The sequence below is a fragment of the Micromonospora sp. NPDC051006 genome, from assembly GCF_044456245.1.
Taxonomy (GTDB): domain Bacteria; phylum Actinomycetota; class Actinomycetes; order Mycobacteriales; family Micromonosporaceae; genus Micromonospora.
This window is the reverse complement of the sequence record NZ_JBITFP010000004.1, coordinates 215,395-230,825: the sequence shown is the minus strand read 5'-3', so window position 1 is coordinate 230,825 and position 15,431 is coordinate 215,395. Positions and strand designations below refer to the sequence as shown.

Below are 15,431 nucleotides of genomic sequence, written 5' to 3'. Positions count from 1 at the left end.
CCGCAGTACGACGTCGGGTCCCGGAGATCTCCGGGACCCTTCGTCGTACCGGCGCACCCTGAACGACGTGGCACCGGACGAGAGGCGGCTCGAACGTGCGGCAACGTGTGCTGTCCGGGATCCCCCGGGACGGTCGAGACCCGGGCTCGCCGACCGCGCCGGCTCTCGGCGCCAGCCAGGAGGAGACCCGTCGGCAGAACCTGGGCGCTGTGCTGCGCCACGTCCACCTACACGGGCCGACCAGCCGGGCCGAGTTGACCAGCCGGCTCGGCCTCAACCGCAGCACGATCGGGGCGCTCGCCGGCGACCTCGCCACCGTCGGCCTGGTGACCGAAGAGGCGGCACCCACCGCCGGCCGCCGCGCCGGCCGCCCCTCGCTCGTGGTGAGCCCCCGCTCAGGACGGGTCTACACCAAGGCGTTGAGCATCGAGGTGGACCGGCTGCGCGCGGCCCGCATCGGCCTCGGCGGCCGCATCCTCGACCTGCGTCAGACCGACCGCCCACCCGGCATGTCCGCCGTCGACGCCGTCGGCGCGCTGGCCGCCCTGGTCCGTGACATGGAGCGCCTCGTCGAGGCGGACAGGGTCTGCGTGGGCGGCGCCGTCGCGGTGGCGGACTCCACCCGCGCCCCCGACGGGCGGATCCGGATCGGCGGGCCCGACGACGCCCTTCGCGCCGAGGTCGCGGCCCAGTTCGCCGACGGTCCCGCCGTCGTGCTGGGCGACCTCGCCGACATCGCCGGCCTCGCGGAACACGCCCGGGGCGCGGCGGCCGGCAGTGACGATCTCGTCTATCTGCACGGTGGCCCCGGCGTCAGCGCCGGCATCATCGTCGGCGGCCGGCTGGTCGTCGGCCACCGTGGGCACAGCGGCAAGGTGGGCCACATGGTCGTCAACCCGGACGGGCTGCCGTGCTGGTGTGGCTCACGCGGCTGCTGGGAGACCGAGATCGGCGAGGCGGCGCTGCTGCGGCACGCCGGCCGGCACGCGGACGCGCCGGGCGCGGTCGCCGAGGTGCTGCGCGCGGCGGTCAGCGGTGAGCCCACGGCCAGTGCCGCGGTCGACCACGTCGCCGACTGGCTCGGCTTCGGTCTGGCCAACCTGATCAATGTGATCAACCCGCACACCGTCGTGCTCGGCGGCTCCCTGCGTGCGGTCCACGCCGCCGGGACGGGCACCGTACGCCGCCGCCTGGACGAACTGGCCCTGCCCACCTCGGCTCCGCGCCAGGTGCGGCTGCGACCGGCGGCGCTCGGCCGCGACGCCGCCCTGATCGGCGCCGCCGAACTCGCCTTCGACCAGTTGCTGGCCGACCCGCTCAGCGTCGGCGTACCCGGCTGACCACTGCGGCCGCCCGAGCCCGGGCGGCGCTGCTCACCACCAGCCGAACCGGGGCGGGAACCGCAGGATCCGGTCGTCGCCGGCGGCCGGGGTGCCCCGACCGTCGCGGTTGCTGGTCACCACCCAGAGCGATCCGTCCGGCGCGGCCACCACTGTCCGCAGCCGACCATAGGTGCCGACGAGCTGCGCCGTGGGGGTGCCGGCACCGCCGGCGCCGTCGAGCGGCACCACCCACAGCCGGGTGCCGCGCAGGGCCGCGACGTACAGCGTCCCGCCCACGATCGCCGCGCCGCTGGGCGAGGACTCCGCGGGTCGCCAGGTCACGATCGGGTCGCGGAAGCGCGGATCGCCGGAGACTCCCTCGACGACGGGCCAGCCGTAGTTGCCGCCGGGCACGATGCGGTTGACCTCGTCCCAGCTGCTCTGACCGAACTCGGTCGCGTAGAGCCGGCCCCGCCAGTCCCAGGCCAGGCCCTGCACGTTGCGGTGGCCGAGGCTGTAGACCAGCGACCCGGCGACCGGGTTGTTCGCGGGCACACCGCCGTCGGGTCGCAAGCGCAGAATCTTGCCGTTGCGGCTTCGCGGGTCCTGCGCCGTGGCGGCCTGCCCGGCGTCGCCGACGCCCGCGTAGAGCATCCCGTCGGGGCCGAACGCGATGCGACCGCCGTCGTGCACCGCGGCCCGGGCGAGCCCGGTGAGAATCGGCTGCTGCAGCCACGGCGCGCTGAGCCGGAAGCGGACGATCCGGTTGTCGACGCTGGAGGTGAAGTACGCGTACACGTAACGGTCGAGGCGGTAGTTGGGCGAGACGGCCAGCCCGAGCAGCCCGGCTTCGCCGGTCGCGGCGACCCCGGCGATCTGCGCGACCGGCCGGGGCGCCGACCCACGACGGACCTGCAGCACCCGCCCGCTGTTGCGCTCGCCGACGAGCGCGCTGCCGTCCGGCAGGAAGGCCAGTCCCCAGGGCGCTTCGAGCCCGGTGGCGACGACCGTCGGTCGGGTGAAGTCGTACCCCCACCAGCCGTACGCATCCGCACTCACGGACTGGTGGGCGCTGGCCGAGGCGGGCAGCCCGGCGACGCTGACGCACACGGCGAGGACGATTCCAGCGACAACACCGCGTCTTCTCACGCCACACCCCTGGACCAACTCGACAGCCGCCGGTCGACACCGGCGTCACCCGCCTCGCCAGAAGCGACGGGCACGCGACCAGGCTCCACGTCCCGCCGTCACGGCATCGTCACCGCGGCGGGCAGGGCATAGACGCCGCCCGTGCCCGCGGCGGGGCGGGGGGGTGCAGCTCCCCCGGCGCGGCCGGCGCCCAGCGTGGTGGTCTACCGGCACACCGTCCCCTGACGGCCGGTGGCGGCAAGACCGGCCGCCGGTCAGATCTGCGCGGGCCGGTAGCCGGGTGCGCTGTCGACAGCCGGCCGGCGCACACGACCTGGGCGCCAGGTGGCGACGAGCGCGGCGGCGAGCAGGAGTTCGGCGATGTCGCCGCCGTAGTACATGATCTCCGCGCCGCCCTGGACCTCGGCGACCGGGGCGTCGATGTCGACCCAGTACCCGCCGTACATCAGCTGTGAGATGACGGCGTGCCCCGCGATGGCGAAGCCGAGGTAGACCAGGCGGGTACGGACACCGGGCCGAGCGGGTGCGGGGTCGGGGCCGGCGATGACGTAGGCGAACAGGCAACCGCTGAGCAGGAAATGGGCATGCAGCAGCCAGTGCCCGGCCGGCTGGGTCGCGGCGTGGTGGTAGAGCGGGGTGAAGTAGAGCGGCACGAGGCTGCCGGTGGAGAGCAGCAAGGCGGTGGCCGGGTGCGCCAGTAGCCGGGTCGGGCGGCTGCGCAGCACGGCGGTCAGCGCTCGACCGCGGCGCGCGGGCACGGTCCGCAGCAGCAGGGAGACCGGGGCGCCGAGCACCAGAGCGATCGGCGCGTACATGCCGATGAGCAGGTGCTGGGCCATGTGCGCACGAAAGTCGGTGTGGGCGAGCGGCGCGACGGGCGGCAGGAGCGCGACGGCAAGCAGGGCGAGCCCGGCCGCGAAGCTGGCCGTCCGCCACCGGCTCCAGCCCAGGACCGGATTACGGCGGCGGGCCCGGTAGGCCAGGTAGCCGTACAGCTGTGCGCAGAGGAGCAGGGCTACGACAGGAAGCAGCCACTCGGGGAGACTGCCGCCTGCTCCGTGGTCGTGCCCGGTGTGGGTCCCATGGCCCATCAGGCGCGCCGTTCAGCCTGCCGGGCGGCGGGATCGTAGGGCTTTCCGCTGCGCTGGAGCAGGTAGCCACCGATGAGCAGCAGCGCGCCCAGCACGAGGAAACCGATGTCCCACCACAGCTGGTGGGGGCCGCCGTGCACGTGGTGGATGCCCAGGATGTGGTGGTCCAGCACGCCTTCGACGAGGTTGAACAGACCCCAGCCGGCCAGGATCCAGCCCCACAGCACCCGTGAGGTCCACACCCGGCGGCGGTTCTCGGTGACCCGGGCGTAGAGGACCGCCAGGCCGACGAGTACCGAGACCCAGCACACGGTGTGAAAGATGCCGTCCCACAGGGTGTTCATCTCCAGCCCGGAGACCGTCTTCGGGTTGTAATACCGCACCCCGATGTTGTCGGTGTTCGTGCTGGTCAGCAGGTGGTGCCACTGAAGGAGCTGGTGCAGCAGGATGCCGTCGACGAAGCCGCCGAGTCCCACGCCCAGCACTATCCCCGGCAGTCGGAGGCTTGCCGGCGCCCCACCCACCCGGGCCTCGCCCACGGTGTTCGTCATCGTCGCGTCTCCATCGCTTCGCCGCCGCTCGGCAGTCTTTCGCCCGTTCCCGGTGAGAACCTGGCGAAACGTCGCCGTGCGGTCGCCGCGCCCGGTACCGACCCGCCCGGGCACGTCCGCCCGGATGTGCGACGCGCCGGGGTGAGGTGTGAGCGAGCTACGCCGACGCCGCCCGGTCGACGAGAGCCTGCGCGACGTCGCGCAGCTTGCGGTTGGAATCCTGGGACACCTTCGCGAGGATGCCGAACGCCTGCTCGGCGCCGCACCGCCGCTCCCCCATGATGATGCCCTTGGCCTGTTCGATGACGGCCCGACTCTCCATGGCCAGCTGCAGTTGCTGCGCGAGGGTGGCCGCGGCGTCGTACAGGTGGGCGTTGCTCACCGCCACCGCGGCGTAGCTGGCGAACGTCCTGGCCACGGTGACGGCCTCGTCGTCGAACGCGCCGGGTTCGCGGCCGTAGATGTTGAGGGCCCCGACCACGGCTTCCTGGATCGGCAGCCCGATGGAGAGCGAGCTACCGGCGACGGAGCGGGCGTGCTCGGCCCAGCCCGGCCATCTCGTCTCGGCGGCCGTGTCCGGCACCGACAGGGTGTTCCCGGTGGTGGCAGCGTCCAGGCACGGGCCCTGGCTGTGCTCGTACTGCCACTCGTCCAGCTCGCGGGCGAGGTCGTTGGTGAAAGCGGCGCTGCGCGCGTCCGGCCCCCGCACGAGCGTCACCGACACCCCCTCGGCACCCGGGATGTTCTGCTCCGCCAGCTCGGCGACCCGGCCGAGGACCCCGTCGAGGTCCAGAGCGTCCAGTTTGATCTGACCCAACTCGGCCAACGCACCGGTCGGGTCGAGGGGTAGCTGCGCCACGAGGTCACGTCCTCGGGTAGCGACACGTTCACGGGTGATCGAGCCTCCGAGCCTATACCCGCGCGAGCCCCGCCCAGCTGTGCCCGGCGGCGGGCCGCGTCGCGCCTGGCACAACCACCGGCGCCACCCTAAGCTGCTTCCTGGGTCAAGCCACGTGCCCACCTTCCACCTCGACCGAGAGGCCGGCACGTGAGCACCTCGCTGACGGTAGGCGAAGAAGCCTCCCCGCACCCCGACACGGTCATCGTTCGCGTGACCGGCGACCTCGACCTGGACACCTGCCCCTTGCTGCTGCTGAGCCTGCTGGCCGCCGTGGGCGAGCATCCCACCGTCTGTTGTGACCTCAGCGAGGTCACCTTCTGCTGCGCGGCCGGGGTGTCCGCACTGCTCACGGTCGCCCACGAGGCCGAAGGCCGCGGGCACCGCTTCGTCGTCCGCGGCGCCCACGGCGTGACCGCACGCGTCCTGCGTGACACGGGCGTCGACGAGTTCCTGCGCCTCGGTCGCCGCCTGGCCGCGGAGCACGAGGTGGCACGACGGCCGGCTGATCGGCCGGGCGAGGCGACCCTCCCTGATCCCTGCCCGTGAGACTCGACAACCGACGCATGATCGGGGACGCCCACCCGTACGAACACAAACCGCGAGCCGGTCGCTGGTGCGGTGGGCGACGGAACCGTCCCAGTAGTGCGCCTTCGACGCCCGTTGGCGGTTCGGAGGTGGATGTGACGGCGCACGGGCGTTAGCCACGGGCGGGCGGGGGAAGGCAACTGGTCCACGGGGGTTGGATGGAGACCCCGACACGCATCGGGAGGCTGACATGGCCGATCGCGAGCAGCTGCACGACCTGCGCCAGCGGGCTCACAACGCCGGCATCGAGGGCAACTCGAAGATGACCGAGGGCCAGCTGCGGGATGCCTTGAAGAGGGTCGGTAAGGGCAGCGATCCCCAGATGGCCAAGCGGCAGGCCAAGGGCTGAGCCAGTTGCACCGAGGACGCCGGCACTCGATTCGAGTGCCGGCGTCGGTGCTTTCGGGAACCACCTCCGGAGCGAACGGGTCACGGCGCCCTCCGCCTGCCAGGCTTGTGGTGCGGGGTGTTGCCACTGCGGACGATGACGCTGAACTGCCCGTCGGACTCCATCCGCACCTCGTGCACGTCGGCGAGGTCCTCGACGCCCTGCTCGCGCAGCTGACCGCGCAACTCCTCCTCCGTCACCAGCTCACGGCGCATGTTGCGGCGCAGCATCCGGCCGTCGCGCACCAGCACCAGGGAGCCGGGGTGAATGATCCTCGCGGCGGCCGGCCAGCGGTACGCGAGCGCGTCCAGCAGGTACGACCAGCCGATGATCACCGCGACGAGGAGGATCCCGTCGGTCACCGAGGTGTAGTCGTCGGACATCCCGTTCTGGGCGGCGTCGGCGATGAGCACGATGACGAGCAGGTCGGTCACGCCCGTGGTGCCGCTCTCCCGCTTGAGCAGGACCCGCAGCATGAAGAACAGGGTCAGGTAGATGGCACTGCCCCGCGCGACGATCTCCAGCAGCGGGGTGTCGGGAACGACGACCTTCCCCCAGTCCGTCACCTCCGGGGGCTACCCGGGTGGCCGCCGGCCATGCGAGGCCGACTGGACCTACCGCGGCACCGGCGCCACCGGCGTCGAGACGCACCACCCCAGTTCGCACGTTTCGCACTGCCCCACCCCGATGGGTGTGACGATCGGGTTTCCGGAGAAGTAACCGATTCGGGGAAGCGGGCAGAGCGGTGACGCTGGTGACGCCGGTGGACGGGGACAGCGCCGGGTGACAGGGCGGCCCACGCCGATGCGGGCGCCCCGGGGAGAGGAGAGGGTCGTGGTCGATCGGATCGCCGATCCGTGGGGTGAGCGGACGCCGTACGGGCCGGGAGAGCAGTGGCCGGTGCGGGTGGACCGCTTCCTCGCCGACGGCCGGAGCGAGTCGGACGTGGAGCGCTGGGCGCAGTCCGCCTCGGTGCTGCACTCCAACGGCGACGCGATGGACATCGCGGTGGCGGGCGGCCGGATTGTCGGGGTGCGCGGTCGGGCGGTGGACCGGGTGAACCGGGGCCGGCTCGACCCGAAGGACCTCTACGGCTGGCAGGCCAACCACAGCCCGGACCGGTTGACCCGGCCGCTGGTCCGCGACGGCGGCCGGCTGGTGGAGACCGACTGGGACACCGCGATGAACCGGGTCGTCGCCCGGTCGAAGGAACTGCTCGACGGCCCGGGCGGCTGGGGGCACTTCGGCTTCTACACCACCGGACAGCTGTTCCTGGAGGAGTACTACGCCCTCGGCGTCATCGGCAAGGCCGGCCTCGGCACGCCGCACATGGACGGCAACACCCGGCTCTGCACCGCAACCGCGGCGGCGGCGTTGAAGGCGAGCTTCGGCACGGACGGTCAGCCCGGCTCGTACACCGACATCGACCACTGCGACGCGATCGCCCTGTGGGGGCACAACGCCGCGGAGACCCAGACGGTGCTCTGGATGAGGATGCTGGACCGCCGGCGCGGGCCGAACCCGCCGACGATGCTCGCCGTGGACCCGCGCGCGACCTCGGTGGCCCGGGAGGCCGATCTGCATCTGGCGGTGCGCAACGGCACCAACATGGCGCTGATGAACGGCCTGCTCCGCGAGATCATCCGCCGCGGTTGGTACGACCGCGACTACCTGGCGGCCCACACGATCGGCTTCGAGGAGCTGTGCCGGGTGGTCGACGGCTACCCGCCGAAACGGGTCGCCGACATCTGCGACGTGCCTGCCGCCGACGTGGAGCGCGCCGCCGAACTGCTCGGCGCCTCGCAGCGGCTGCTCTCCACCGTGCTCCAAGGCTTCTACCAGTCCAACCAGGCCACCGCCGCGGCCTGCGCGGTCAACAACCTGCACCTGATCCGGGGCATGATCGGCCGCCCGGGCGCCGGCATCTACCAGATGAACGGCCAGCCGACCGCGCAGAACACCCGGGAGGCCGGCGCCAACGGCGACCTGCCCGGCCTGCGCAACTGGGAGAACACCGCGCACATCGAAGAACTGGCCCGGCTCTGGAACGTCGACGTCGACATGATCCCGCACTGGGCGCCGCCGACGCATGCCATGCAGATCTTCCGGTACGCCGAGCAGGGCTCGATCAAGCTGCTCTGGATCACCGCCACCAACCCGGCGGTGTCCCTGCCCGACCTGTCGCGCATCCGGCGGATCCTGAAGCAGCCGGAGCTGTTCGTGGTGGTGCAGGATCTCTTCCTGACCGAGACGGCGGAGCTGGCCGACGTGGTGCTGCCCGCCGCGACCTGGGGCGAGAAGACCGGCACCTTCACCAACGTCGACCGGACGGTGCACCTCTCCGAGAAGGCGGTCGAACCACCCGGCGAGGCCCGCCCCGACCTGGACATCCTTCTCGACTACGCCCGCCGCATGGACTTCCGCGACCGTGACGGCAAACCGCTGATCCCCTGGCGAGGGCCGGAGGAGGTGTTCGAGGCGTGGAAGGAGTGCAGCCGTGGCCGGCCCTGCGACTACACCGGCCTCAGCTACGACCGGCTGCGTGGCGGCTCCGGCATCCAGTGGCCGTGCACCGACGAGCACCCCGACGGCACCGAACGGCTCTACTCCGACGGTGTCTTCCCCACCGATCCGGACTACTGCGAGACCTACGGGCAGGACCTCGCCACCGGCGCCGAGTTCACCGAGCCGGAGTACCGCGCCAAGGAACCGAACGGCCGCGCTTTCCTGCACACCGTCGATTACCAGCCGTCTCCAGAGGTGCCCGACGACGAGCATCCGATGCTGCTCACGACCGGCCGCACCGTCTACCAGTTCCACACCCGCACCAAGACCGCCCGCGCCCCGCAGCTGGATGCCGCCGCCCCCGAGGTGTGGGTGGAGCTCAACCCGGACGACGCCGGCCGCCTCGGCATCACCGAGGGCGACCTGTCGGCGTCGCCTCACCACGCGGCGGCATCCAGGCCCGTGCCCGGCTCTGTGGCATCCGCCCCGGCGTGGTGTTCCTGCCGTTCCACTACGGCTACTTCGACGTCGACCCGCACGACCGGACACCCCGGGCTGCGAACGAACTCACCCTCACCGCCTGGGACCCGGTCTCCAAGCAGCCCATCTTCAAGGTGGCGGCCGTCGCGGTCACCAAGTTGGCCGACGGCGGCGGCGTGCCGTCGCCGGCGCCCACCGTCGGCGGCAGCGCCCCCGTCGTCGGCCCGGTGCCGGACACTGTCGGCGGGCCGGCCGCGCAATCCGTCAGCGAAAGGAGATGAGCGGTGCACCTCGCCCACTACCTCGGCCTGCTCCACCGTGCCCAGACCAACCTCGCCAGCGCGTTCCGGCAGGTGGGCGAGGCCCACGCCGAGGAGCCGGACATCTTCCACCTCTGCCAGCAACAGGCGCGACGCTGCGACGCGCACGCCGAGCGGCTGCGGCCCTTCACGACCCGATACGCGCAGGACGTCGCCACCGAACCCGACCGGCTGTACTCGCAGCTGTTCACCGGCACCCGGACCGGCGGCCTCGGGCTGCTGCGTGACCTGCAGGACCTCTACCTGATGGCCGCCGAGTGCGACATCACCTGGACCGTCGTCGGCCAAGCCGCCTACGGCGCCCGCGACGAGGAACTCCTGGCCGTCGTCAAGCGCTGCGAGGAGGAGACCGCCATCCAGCTCAAGTGGCTGCGTACCCGGATGAAACAGGCCGCCCCGCAGGCGCTCGTCGTCGCCGAGTGATCGCCACCGCTCCGTCCCGGTCGCAGGTGCGGGCCCGCCCGGTCAGCACGGGGTCGGGTCGCTGAACGGTCGCGTCCAGCCGCTCCCCCACGCCCGAGCCGGCGCGCGTCGGCGCTGGCCCGGCGGGGCCGCCGGTTGGCCCGGCCAGGCCAGGCAACCGGGTACGAGCACGGTACGCACTTCCACGAGGAGGACACCGTGTTCAGCCACGTCAAGGATCTACAGTTCGAGGCCAAGCCAGACGCCCCCGACGCCGCCTTCGCCCGCCGCCTGCAGGAAGTGCTGGGCGGCAAATGGGGCGAGATGACCGTCGCCAACCAGTACCTCTTCCAGGGCTGGAGCTGCCGGCTCCCCGGCAAGTACAAGGACCTGTTCCTCGATGTCGGCACCGAGGAGATGGGGCACGTCGAGATGATCTGCACGATGATCGCCCGCCTGCTGGACAGCGCGCCACTGTCGGTCCAGGAAGCGGCGGCCGAGGACAACCCGATGCTGACCGCGATCTACTCCGGGTCGAATCCGGCGCACTTCATCCACTCCGGAGGTGGTCCACTGCCGGTGGACAGCAACGGGGTGCCCTGGAACGGCGCCTTCATCACCGCCAGCGGCAACCTGCTCGCCGACTTCCACCTCAACGTCACCGCGGAGGCCCAGGGACGACTTCAGGTCGCGCGGCTGTTCAACATGACCGATGACCCCGGCGTCAAGCAGATGCTGCGGTTCCTGCTGGCCCGCGACACCATGCACCAGAACATGTGGCTCGCCGCGATCGAACAGCTCAAGGCGGACGGGCTCGAGGAGATGCCGGTCCCCGAGGCGTTCCCGGACGCCGAGCAGGAGACCGAGTTCGCCTACCAGTACATCAACTTCTCCGAGGGCGAGGAGGCGGCGGAGGGACGCTGGGCCTCCGGCCCGGCCCCGGACGGCAAGGGACAGTTCAGCTACCAGGCGAACCCGACGGCCCACGCGGACGCACCCATGCTGCCCCCGGCGGACCCCCGGCTCTACGGCACGATGCCGGGACCGTCCCGGGGCTGACCAGCACGAGCAGCCGGGCGGGGAACGTCCCGCGACGCCTGGTCCGCCGCCACGGTGGCGGACCAGGCGCCGTCCCGCCGCGAGGCCCGGGCAGGCAGCAATCAGCTGGGGGCATGAACGCTCGCGGCGCGGGAAGGCGCGGTTCACGCGGATACGGAGGTGGGGCGATGACTGCGAGTCGTGAACAAGATGTCTTGGATCTCCTGGTCGAGCAGCACAACGAGATCAAGAGCCTGTTCGGCCAGGTGGCCCGGGCGCAGGGCGCCGAAAAGCGCGAACTGTTCGAGAGCCTGGTACGGCTGCTCGCCGTGCACGAGAGCGCCGAGGAGATCGTCGTCCACCCCACAGCCGCACGGAAGATCGAAGACGGCAGCGCGCTGGTGGAGCCGCGCAAGCGCGAAGAGGACCAGGCCAAGCGCGACCTGGCGGCGCTGTACGACCTCGGCACCGAGCACCCGGACTTCGACGCGAAGCTGACACAGCTCGCGAACGCCGTCATCGGCCACGCCAGCCACGAGGAGACCGAGGAATTTCCGGCCCTGCGCCGCAGCGCCTCCCCGGGACAGCTGCACCGGCTCGCCGGCGCGCTCCGGGCCGCGGAGGCCACCGCGCCGACCCGCCCACACCCGCACAGCGGGGAATCCGCGAGGGCGAACCTCGTCGCCGGACCACCCATGGCCCTGTTCGACCGGGTCCGCGACGCGGTGCGCGACTGGCGAGAGTCGCACCGGGACGAGAAGGAGTCGCGCGAGCACGCACAGCGGCGTCAGGCGTGACGACCGGACCGACCCTGTCCGGGAGCGCGTTTGCCGGCGTGCGGCGGGCTGGCCGACGCCGCGTTCGCCGAAGGTCCGGATGCGGATGTCGTCAGCCAGCCATCGCGCCGGCTACTAGCCGTCGATCCGGGTGATGTTGCGGATCTTGTTGGAGGCGTCCAGCGCCGCCACCTTGTACGCCTCGGCCAGCGTCGGATAGTTGAACACCGCGTCGACCAGGTAGTCGACGGTGCCGCCGCAGCCCATCACCGCCTGCCCGATGTGGACGATCTCGGTGGCCCCGGTCCCGAAGACGTGCACGCCGAGCAGCCGGCCGTCGTCCGGCGACACGAGCAGTTTCAGCATGCCGTACGAGTCACCCACGATCTGACCGCGGGCCAGCTCGCGGTAGCGCGCGATGCCCACCTCGAACGGCGTCGAGCTCTCGGTGAGCTGCTCCTCGGTCTTTCCGACGAAGCTGATCTCCGGGATCGTGTAGATGCCGATCGGCTGCAGCTCGTGCATCTCCCGGACCGGCTCGCCGCAGGCGTGCTGCGCGGCCAGCCGGCCCTGCTCCATGGACGTGGAGGCCAGCGCCGGGAAGCCGATCACGTCGCCGACCGCGTAGATGTTCTCCACCGCGGTGCGGTAGCTCGCGTCGACCTTGATCCGCCCGCGCCGGTCGGCCGCCAGGCCGGCCGCCTCCAGCGCCAGGTCGTCGGTCTGGCCCTGACGGCCCGCCGAGTACATCACGGTGTCCGCGGCGATCTTCTTGCCGCTCTTCAGGATGCAGAGCGCGGCGGTCTGGTGCTTCTCCACGGCGGCGACCTCCTCGCCGAAGCGGAACGTCACCGAGAGGTCGCGCAGGTGGTACTTGAGCGACTCGACGACCTCTTCGTCGCAGAAGTCGAGCATCCGGTCGCGGCGCTCCACCACGGTCACCTTCGTACCGAGGGCGGCGAACATGGAGGCGTACTCCATGCCGATCACGCCGGCGCCGACCACGACCATGCTGCGGGGCACCGCCTGGAGGTTGATGACACCGTCGGAGTCCACGATCGTCCGGTCGTCGAAGTCGACGCTCTCCGGGCGGGCCGGTCGGGTGCCCGCGGCGATGACGAGCTTGTCGAAGGTGACCCTGGACTCGCGCCCGGAGCCGCCGTCCACCCAGACCGCGTGCGCGTCCGCGAACCGCCCGGTGCCGGTGATCATCACGACCCGGTTGCGGGCCAACTGGTTACGGATGACGTCGGTCTGCCGGCTGATCACGTGCTGGGTCCGGGCGGCCAGGTCGCTGACCGTGATCTCTTCCTTGACCCGGTAGCTGCTGCCGTAGAGGTCCCGCTGGCTCAGGCCGGTCAGGTAGAGCACCGCCTCGCGCAGGGTCTTGGAGGGGACGGTGCCGGTGTTGATGCAGACCCCACCGATCATGTCGCGGCGGTCCACGATGGCGACTCGCCTGCCCAGCTTGGCGGCGGCGATCGCGGCCTTCTGACCGCTGGGTCCGGAACCCAGCACCAACAGGTCGTAGTCATACACGAGCGTTAGCGTCGCAAGATGTCGCGGCGCACGCCAGACCCCCGGCTCCGGCCAGCCGATGCTCCGCCTGGTCGGCAGGGGCGCCTGGCAGCCGGATCTGGCTTGCTGGCGCCCGGTGGGTCCCCTTACCGTCGTGGGGCACCTCCCGGTGCGCAGGCAACGGCTACATCCGCTCCCAACGGGGAGACGCAGGTTCGAATCCTGCCGCCACTTCGGGTGGCGTCGACCAGCGGCCCAGGTCACCTTGGCCCGCGAGGGCCAGTCTCCGTTGCCGCTTCGATCTCGGGGGGTGCGCTCACGCCGCACGCCCGGTGCGCAGGACACGGCTACTTCATTGGTGATGGGCCCGCAGAGGGCCCTGCGGTTCGAAACCGCAAACGCCGTGTCCGATCTTGATCTCGGGCGTGCGGCGTGCGCGCCGCAACCATGATCACGACATGGCAAACTGCGTTGCCCGGCCGTCGGCACCGCCGTACGGTCGTGACCGCACTTCCCGGTGCGCAGACGACGGTTACATCTGGAGGGGCTGGAGCCCCCGTGAAGGGCCTCCGTCGTCGACATCGATCTCGGGAGGCGCGACCACACCACACACCCGGTGCGCAGGCCACGGCTACTTTGCGGATCCGCAGATGGGGGTTCGAGTCCCCCGACACCCTCGGGTGGATAGCTCAAGCGGACAGAGCGGCGGACATGGTCCGTGGCCGACTCTGATCTCGGGTGTCTGGTGTGTCGGCGTCCTCCCGAGCGACTGACGAGGGGGACGTCATGGCCAAGTTCAACTTCAGGCTGCGCCCGAACCGGCACGCGGCCGGCCACCGGCCCGTCACCGCCGAGGGCGCGCCGGGTTTCACTCGCGAGCCGCGAATCGAGCTGTTCCTGCTCGGGGTCTCGAACATGGTCGGTGAGGACACCTTCTACGAGGGCGCCGCCGACCGGGACGGCCGCTTCCGGGAGCTGATCGCCGCCGTGGCCGTGGCCGACCCCGACTGGTTCGCCCGCTTCGTGCCGTGGCTGCGGACGGGCGCGATGCTGCGCACGGCGTCCGTAGTGGCGGCACTGGAGGGTGCTCGCGCACAGGTTGCCGCAGCGATTCCGGGTTCGCGCGCCGTGGTGGACGCCGCGTTGCAGCGTGCGGACGAGCCCGGCGAGGCACTCGCGTACTGGCTGGGCCGCCACGGTCGAACGCTGCCCAAGCCGGTGAAGCGCGGCATCGCCGACGCGGCCGCCCGGCTGTACACCGAGCGGAGCCTGCTCAAGTACGACTCGGACGCGAGCCGGGTGCGCTTCGGCGACGTCATCGACCTGACCCACCCGACCGCGAAGGACGAGCGACAGGGTGACCTGTTCCGGCACGCGCTGGACCGGCGGCACCGGCGGGACAACCCGTTGCCGGCCTCGCTGACGATGCTGGCGGCGCGGGCCGAGCTCATGGCGCTGCCGGTCGAGCAGCGCCCGGAGGTCACCGACCCGGCCGTGCTGTACGCGGGGGGCATGACCTGGGAGGCGCTGGCCGGCTGGCGGCAGAGCGCGATGGACGCCGCAGCGTGGGAGGCGATCATCCCGAGCATGGGCTACCTGGCGCTGCTGCGAAACCTGCGCAACTTCGACCAGGCCGGGGTCAGCGACGCCGTCGCGGAGACGGTGGCGGCCAAGCTCTCCGACCCGGGCGAGGTCGCCGCGTCGCGGGTACTGCCGATGCGCTTCTTGTCGGCGTACAACGCGGCACCGAGCCTGCGGTGGGCGTACCCCCTGGAGAAGGCGTTGCAGCATGCGTTGGTGAACGTGCCCGCGCTGGACGGGCGGACGCTCATCCTCATCGACACGTCCGGTTCGATGAACAGTGGGTTCAGCAGGGACGGCACGCTGCGCTGCTGGGACGCGGCGACGGTGTTCGGCCTCGCGCTGGCGGCCCGGGCGCAGGCCGCCACGGTGGTCTCCTTCTCCAATGCCAGCCGGGTGTTCCCGACCGTGGCGGGCGAGTCGGTGCTGGCTGCGGTGCGCCGGTTCAAGGACGGCGGCTACTTCTACGGTGGCGGCACCGACACCGAGAAGGCGGTACGTGAGCACTACGACCGGCATGACCGGGTGGTCCTCCTCACCGACGAGCAGGCCCACTGGCACGGCGCGGCGGATGTCGCCGCCGCGGTGCCCGCGCAGGTGCCGGTGTACACCTGGAACCTGGCCGGATACCGGGTCGGGCACACGCCGACCGTCGGCAACCGGCACACCTTCGGCGGTCTCTCCGACGCCGCGTTCGCGATGGTTCCGCTCATCGAGGCCGGATCACGCGACAGTTGGCCCTTCTGACCGGCGCGGCGATCGCCCGGTGACGCGCGGAATCGCCAGGCAGGTCGGGCCGGGGGTGACGGCAGGCGCCACCGGCC

At 71.6% G+C, this 15,431-nt stretch carries 13 protein-coding genes, 1 tRNA gene and 1 pseudogene; 9 read left to right on the top strand and 6 right to left on the bottom strand.

From position 1 onward, the window contains the following. Positions 1–119 precede the first annotated feature (119 nt). Positions 120–1,340: an ROK family protein gene (locus ACIBBA_RS09695; protein WP_396695936.1), complete on the top strand. Its 1,221-nt coding sequence runs from the start codon at positions 120–122 to the stop codon at positions 1,338–1,340. A gap of 33 nt (positions 1,341–1,373) precedes the next feature. On the opposite strand, the gene ACIBBA_RS09690 is transcribed toward ACIBBA_RS09695, so the two are convergent. The 4 genes from ACIBBA_RS09690 to ACIBBA_RS09675 all read right to left on the bottom strand — a co-directional run bounded on the left by ACIBBA_RS09690 (position 1,374) and on the right by ACIBBA_RS09675 (position 4,972). Continuing rightward, entirely contained in the window at positions 1,374–2,432 is a 1,059-nt protein-coding gene (locus ACIBBA_RS09690; protein ID WP_396695531.1) for a PQQ-dependent sugar dehydrogenase, read from the bottom strand. 293 nt (positions 2,433–2,725) lie between these two features. After that, positions 2,726–3,562 carry a cytochrome c oxidase assembly protein gene (locus ACIBBA_RS09685; RefSeq protein WP_396695529.1) on the bottom strand — a complete coding sequence of 279 codons (837 nt, stop codon included), beginning with the start codon at positions 3,560–3,562 and terminating at the stop codon, positions 2,726–2,728. Next, positions 3,562–4,113, bottom strand: coding sequence for a DUF2243 domain-containing protein (locus ACIBBA_RS09680; RefSeq protein ID WP_396695527.1), 552 nt, complete (start codon positions 4,111–4,113; stop codon positions 3,562–3,564). Before ACIBBA_RS09680 ends, ACIBBA_RS09685 begins: the two co-directional genes overlap by 1 nt. Positions 4,114–4,270: 157 nt before the next feature. Next, the gene (locus tag ACIBBA_RS09675; protein ID WP_396695525.1) at positions 4,271–4,972 is read right to left on the bottom strand and encodes a GAF and ANTAR domain-containing protein; all 702 of its coding nucleotides are present in this window, start codon (positions 4,970–4,972) and stop codon (positions 4,271–4,273) included. 189 nt (positions 4,973–5,161) lie between these two features. Here ACIBBA_RS09675 and ACIBBA_RS09670 point away from each other — a divergent pair, with 189 nt between their 5' ends. Together ACIBBA_RS09670 and ACIBBA_RS09665 are read left to right on the top strand one after the other, a co-directional pair. Continuing rightward, positions 5,162–5,560 (top strand): STAS domain-containing protein, encoded by a 399-nt coding sequence (locus ACIBBA_RS09670; protein ID WP_396695523.1) that lies wholly within the window; start codon positions 5,162–5,164, stop codon positions 5,558–5,560. A 229-nt stretch (positions 5,561–5,789) separates the two neighbouring features. Next, complete coding sequence (locus tag ACIBBA_RS09665; RefSeq protein ID WP_350874978.1) at positions 5,790–5,948, top strand: hypothetical protein; 159 nt, start codon at positions 5,790–5,792, stop codon at positions 5,946–5,948. A gap of 80 nt (positions 5,949–6,028) precedes the next feature. Here the strand turns inward: ACIBBA_RS09665 and ACIBBA_RS09660 are convergent, their stop codons facing one another. Then, positions 6,029–6,553, bottom strand: coding sequence for a DUF421 domain-containing protein (locus tag ACIBBA_RS09660; protein ID WP_396695521.1), 525 nt, complete (start codon positions 6,551–6,553; stop codon positions 6,029–6,031). Between the two features lie 238 nt (positions 6,554–6,791). Between ACIBBA_RS09660 and ACIBBA_RS09655 the strand changes: the two are divergent. From ACIBBA_RS09655 to ACIBBA_RS09640, 4 genes and pseudogenes are all read left to right on the top strand, one after another. After that, positions 6,792–9,253 (top strand): annotated as a pseudogene (locus ACIBBA_RS09655) (molybdopterin oxidoreductase family protein). A 3-nt stretch (positions 9,254–9,256) separates the two neighbouring features. After that, complete coding sequence (locus tag ACIBBA_RS09650; protein WP_396695519.1) at positions 9,257–9,715, top strand: hypothetical protein; 459 nt, start codon at positions 9,257–9,259, stop codon at positions 9,713–9,715. Positions 9,716–9,913: 198 nt separating this feature from the next. Continuing rightward, positions 9,914–10,753: a manganese catalase family protein gene (locus ACIBBA_RS09645; protein WP_396695517.1), complete on the top strand. Its 840-nt coding sequence runs from the start codon at positions 9,914–9,916 to the stop codon at positions 10,751–10,753. A gap of 167 nt (positions 10,754–10,920) precedes the next feature. Then, a complete protein-coding gene (locus tag ACIBBA_RS09640) occupies positions 10,921–11,529 on the top strand; it encodes a hemerythrin domain-containing protein (RefSeq protein ID WP_396695515.1) in 609 nt (202 codons plus the stop codon). A gap of 114 nt (positions 11,530–11,643) precedes the next feature. Here the strand turns inward: ACIBBA_RS09640 and sthA are convergent, their stop codons facing one another. After that, a complete protein-coding gene (gene sthA / locus ACIBBA_RS09635) occupies positions 11,644–13,047 on the bottom strand; it encodes a Si-specific NAD(P)(+) transhydrogenase (protein WP_396695513.1) in 1,404 nt (467 codons plus the stop codon). A gap of 147 nt (positions 13,048–13,194) precedes the next feature. Between sthA and ACIBBA_RS09630 the strand changes: the two genes are divergently transcribed. Beyond that, positions 13,195–13,257 (top strand) — tRNA-OTHER (locus ACIBBA_RS09630). A 555-nt stretch (positions 13,258–13,812) separates the two neighbouring features. After that, entirely contained in the window at positions 13,813–15,354 is a 1,542-nt protein-coding gene (locus ACIBBA_RS09625) for a TROVE domain-containing protein (RefSeq protein ID WP_396695511.1), read from the top strand. The last annotated feature ends 77 nt before the right edge of the window (positions 15,355–15,431 follow it).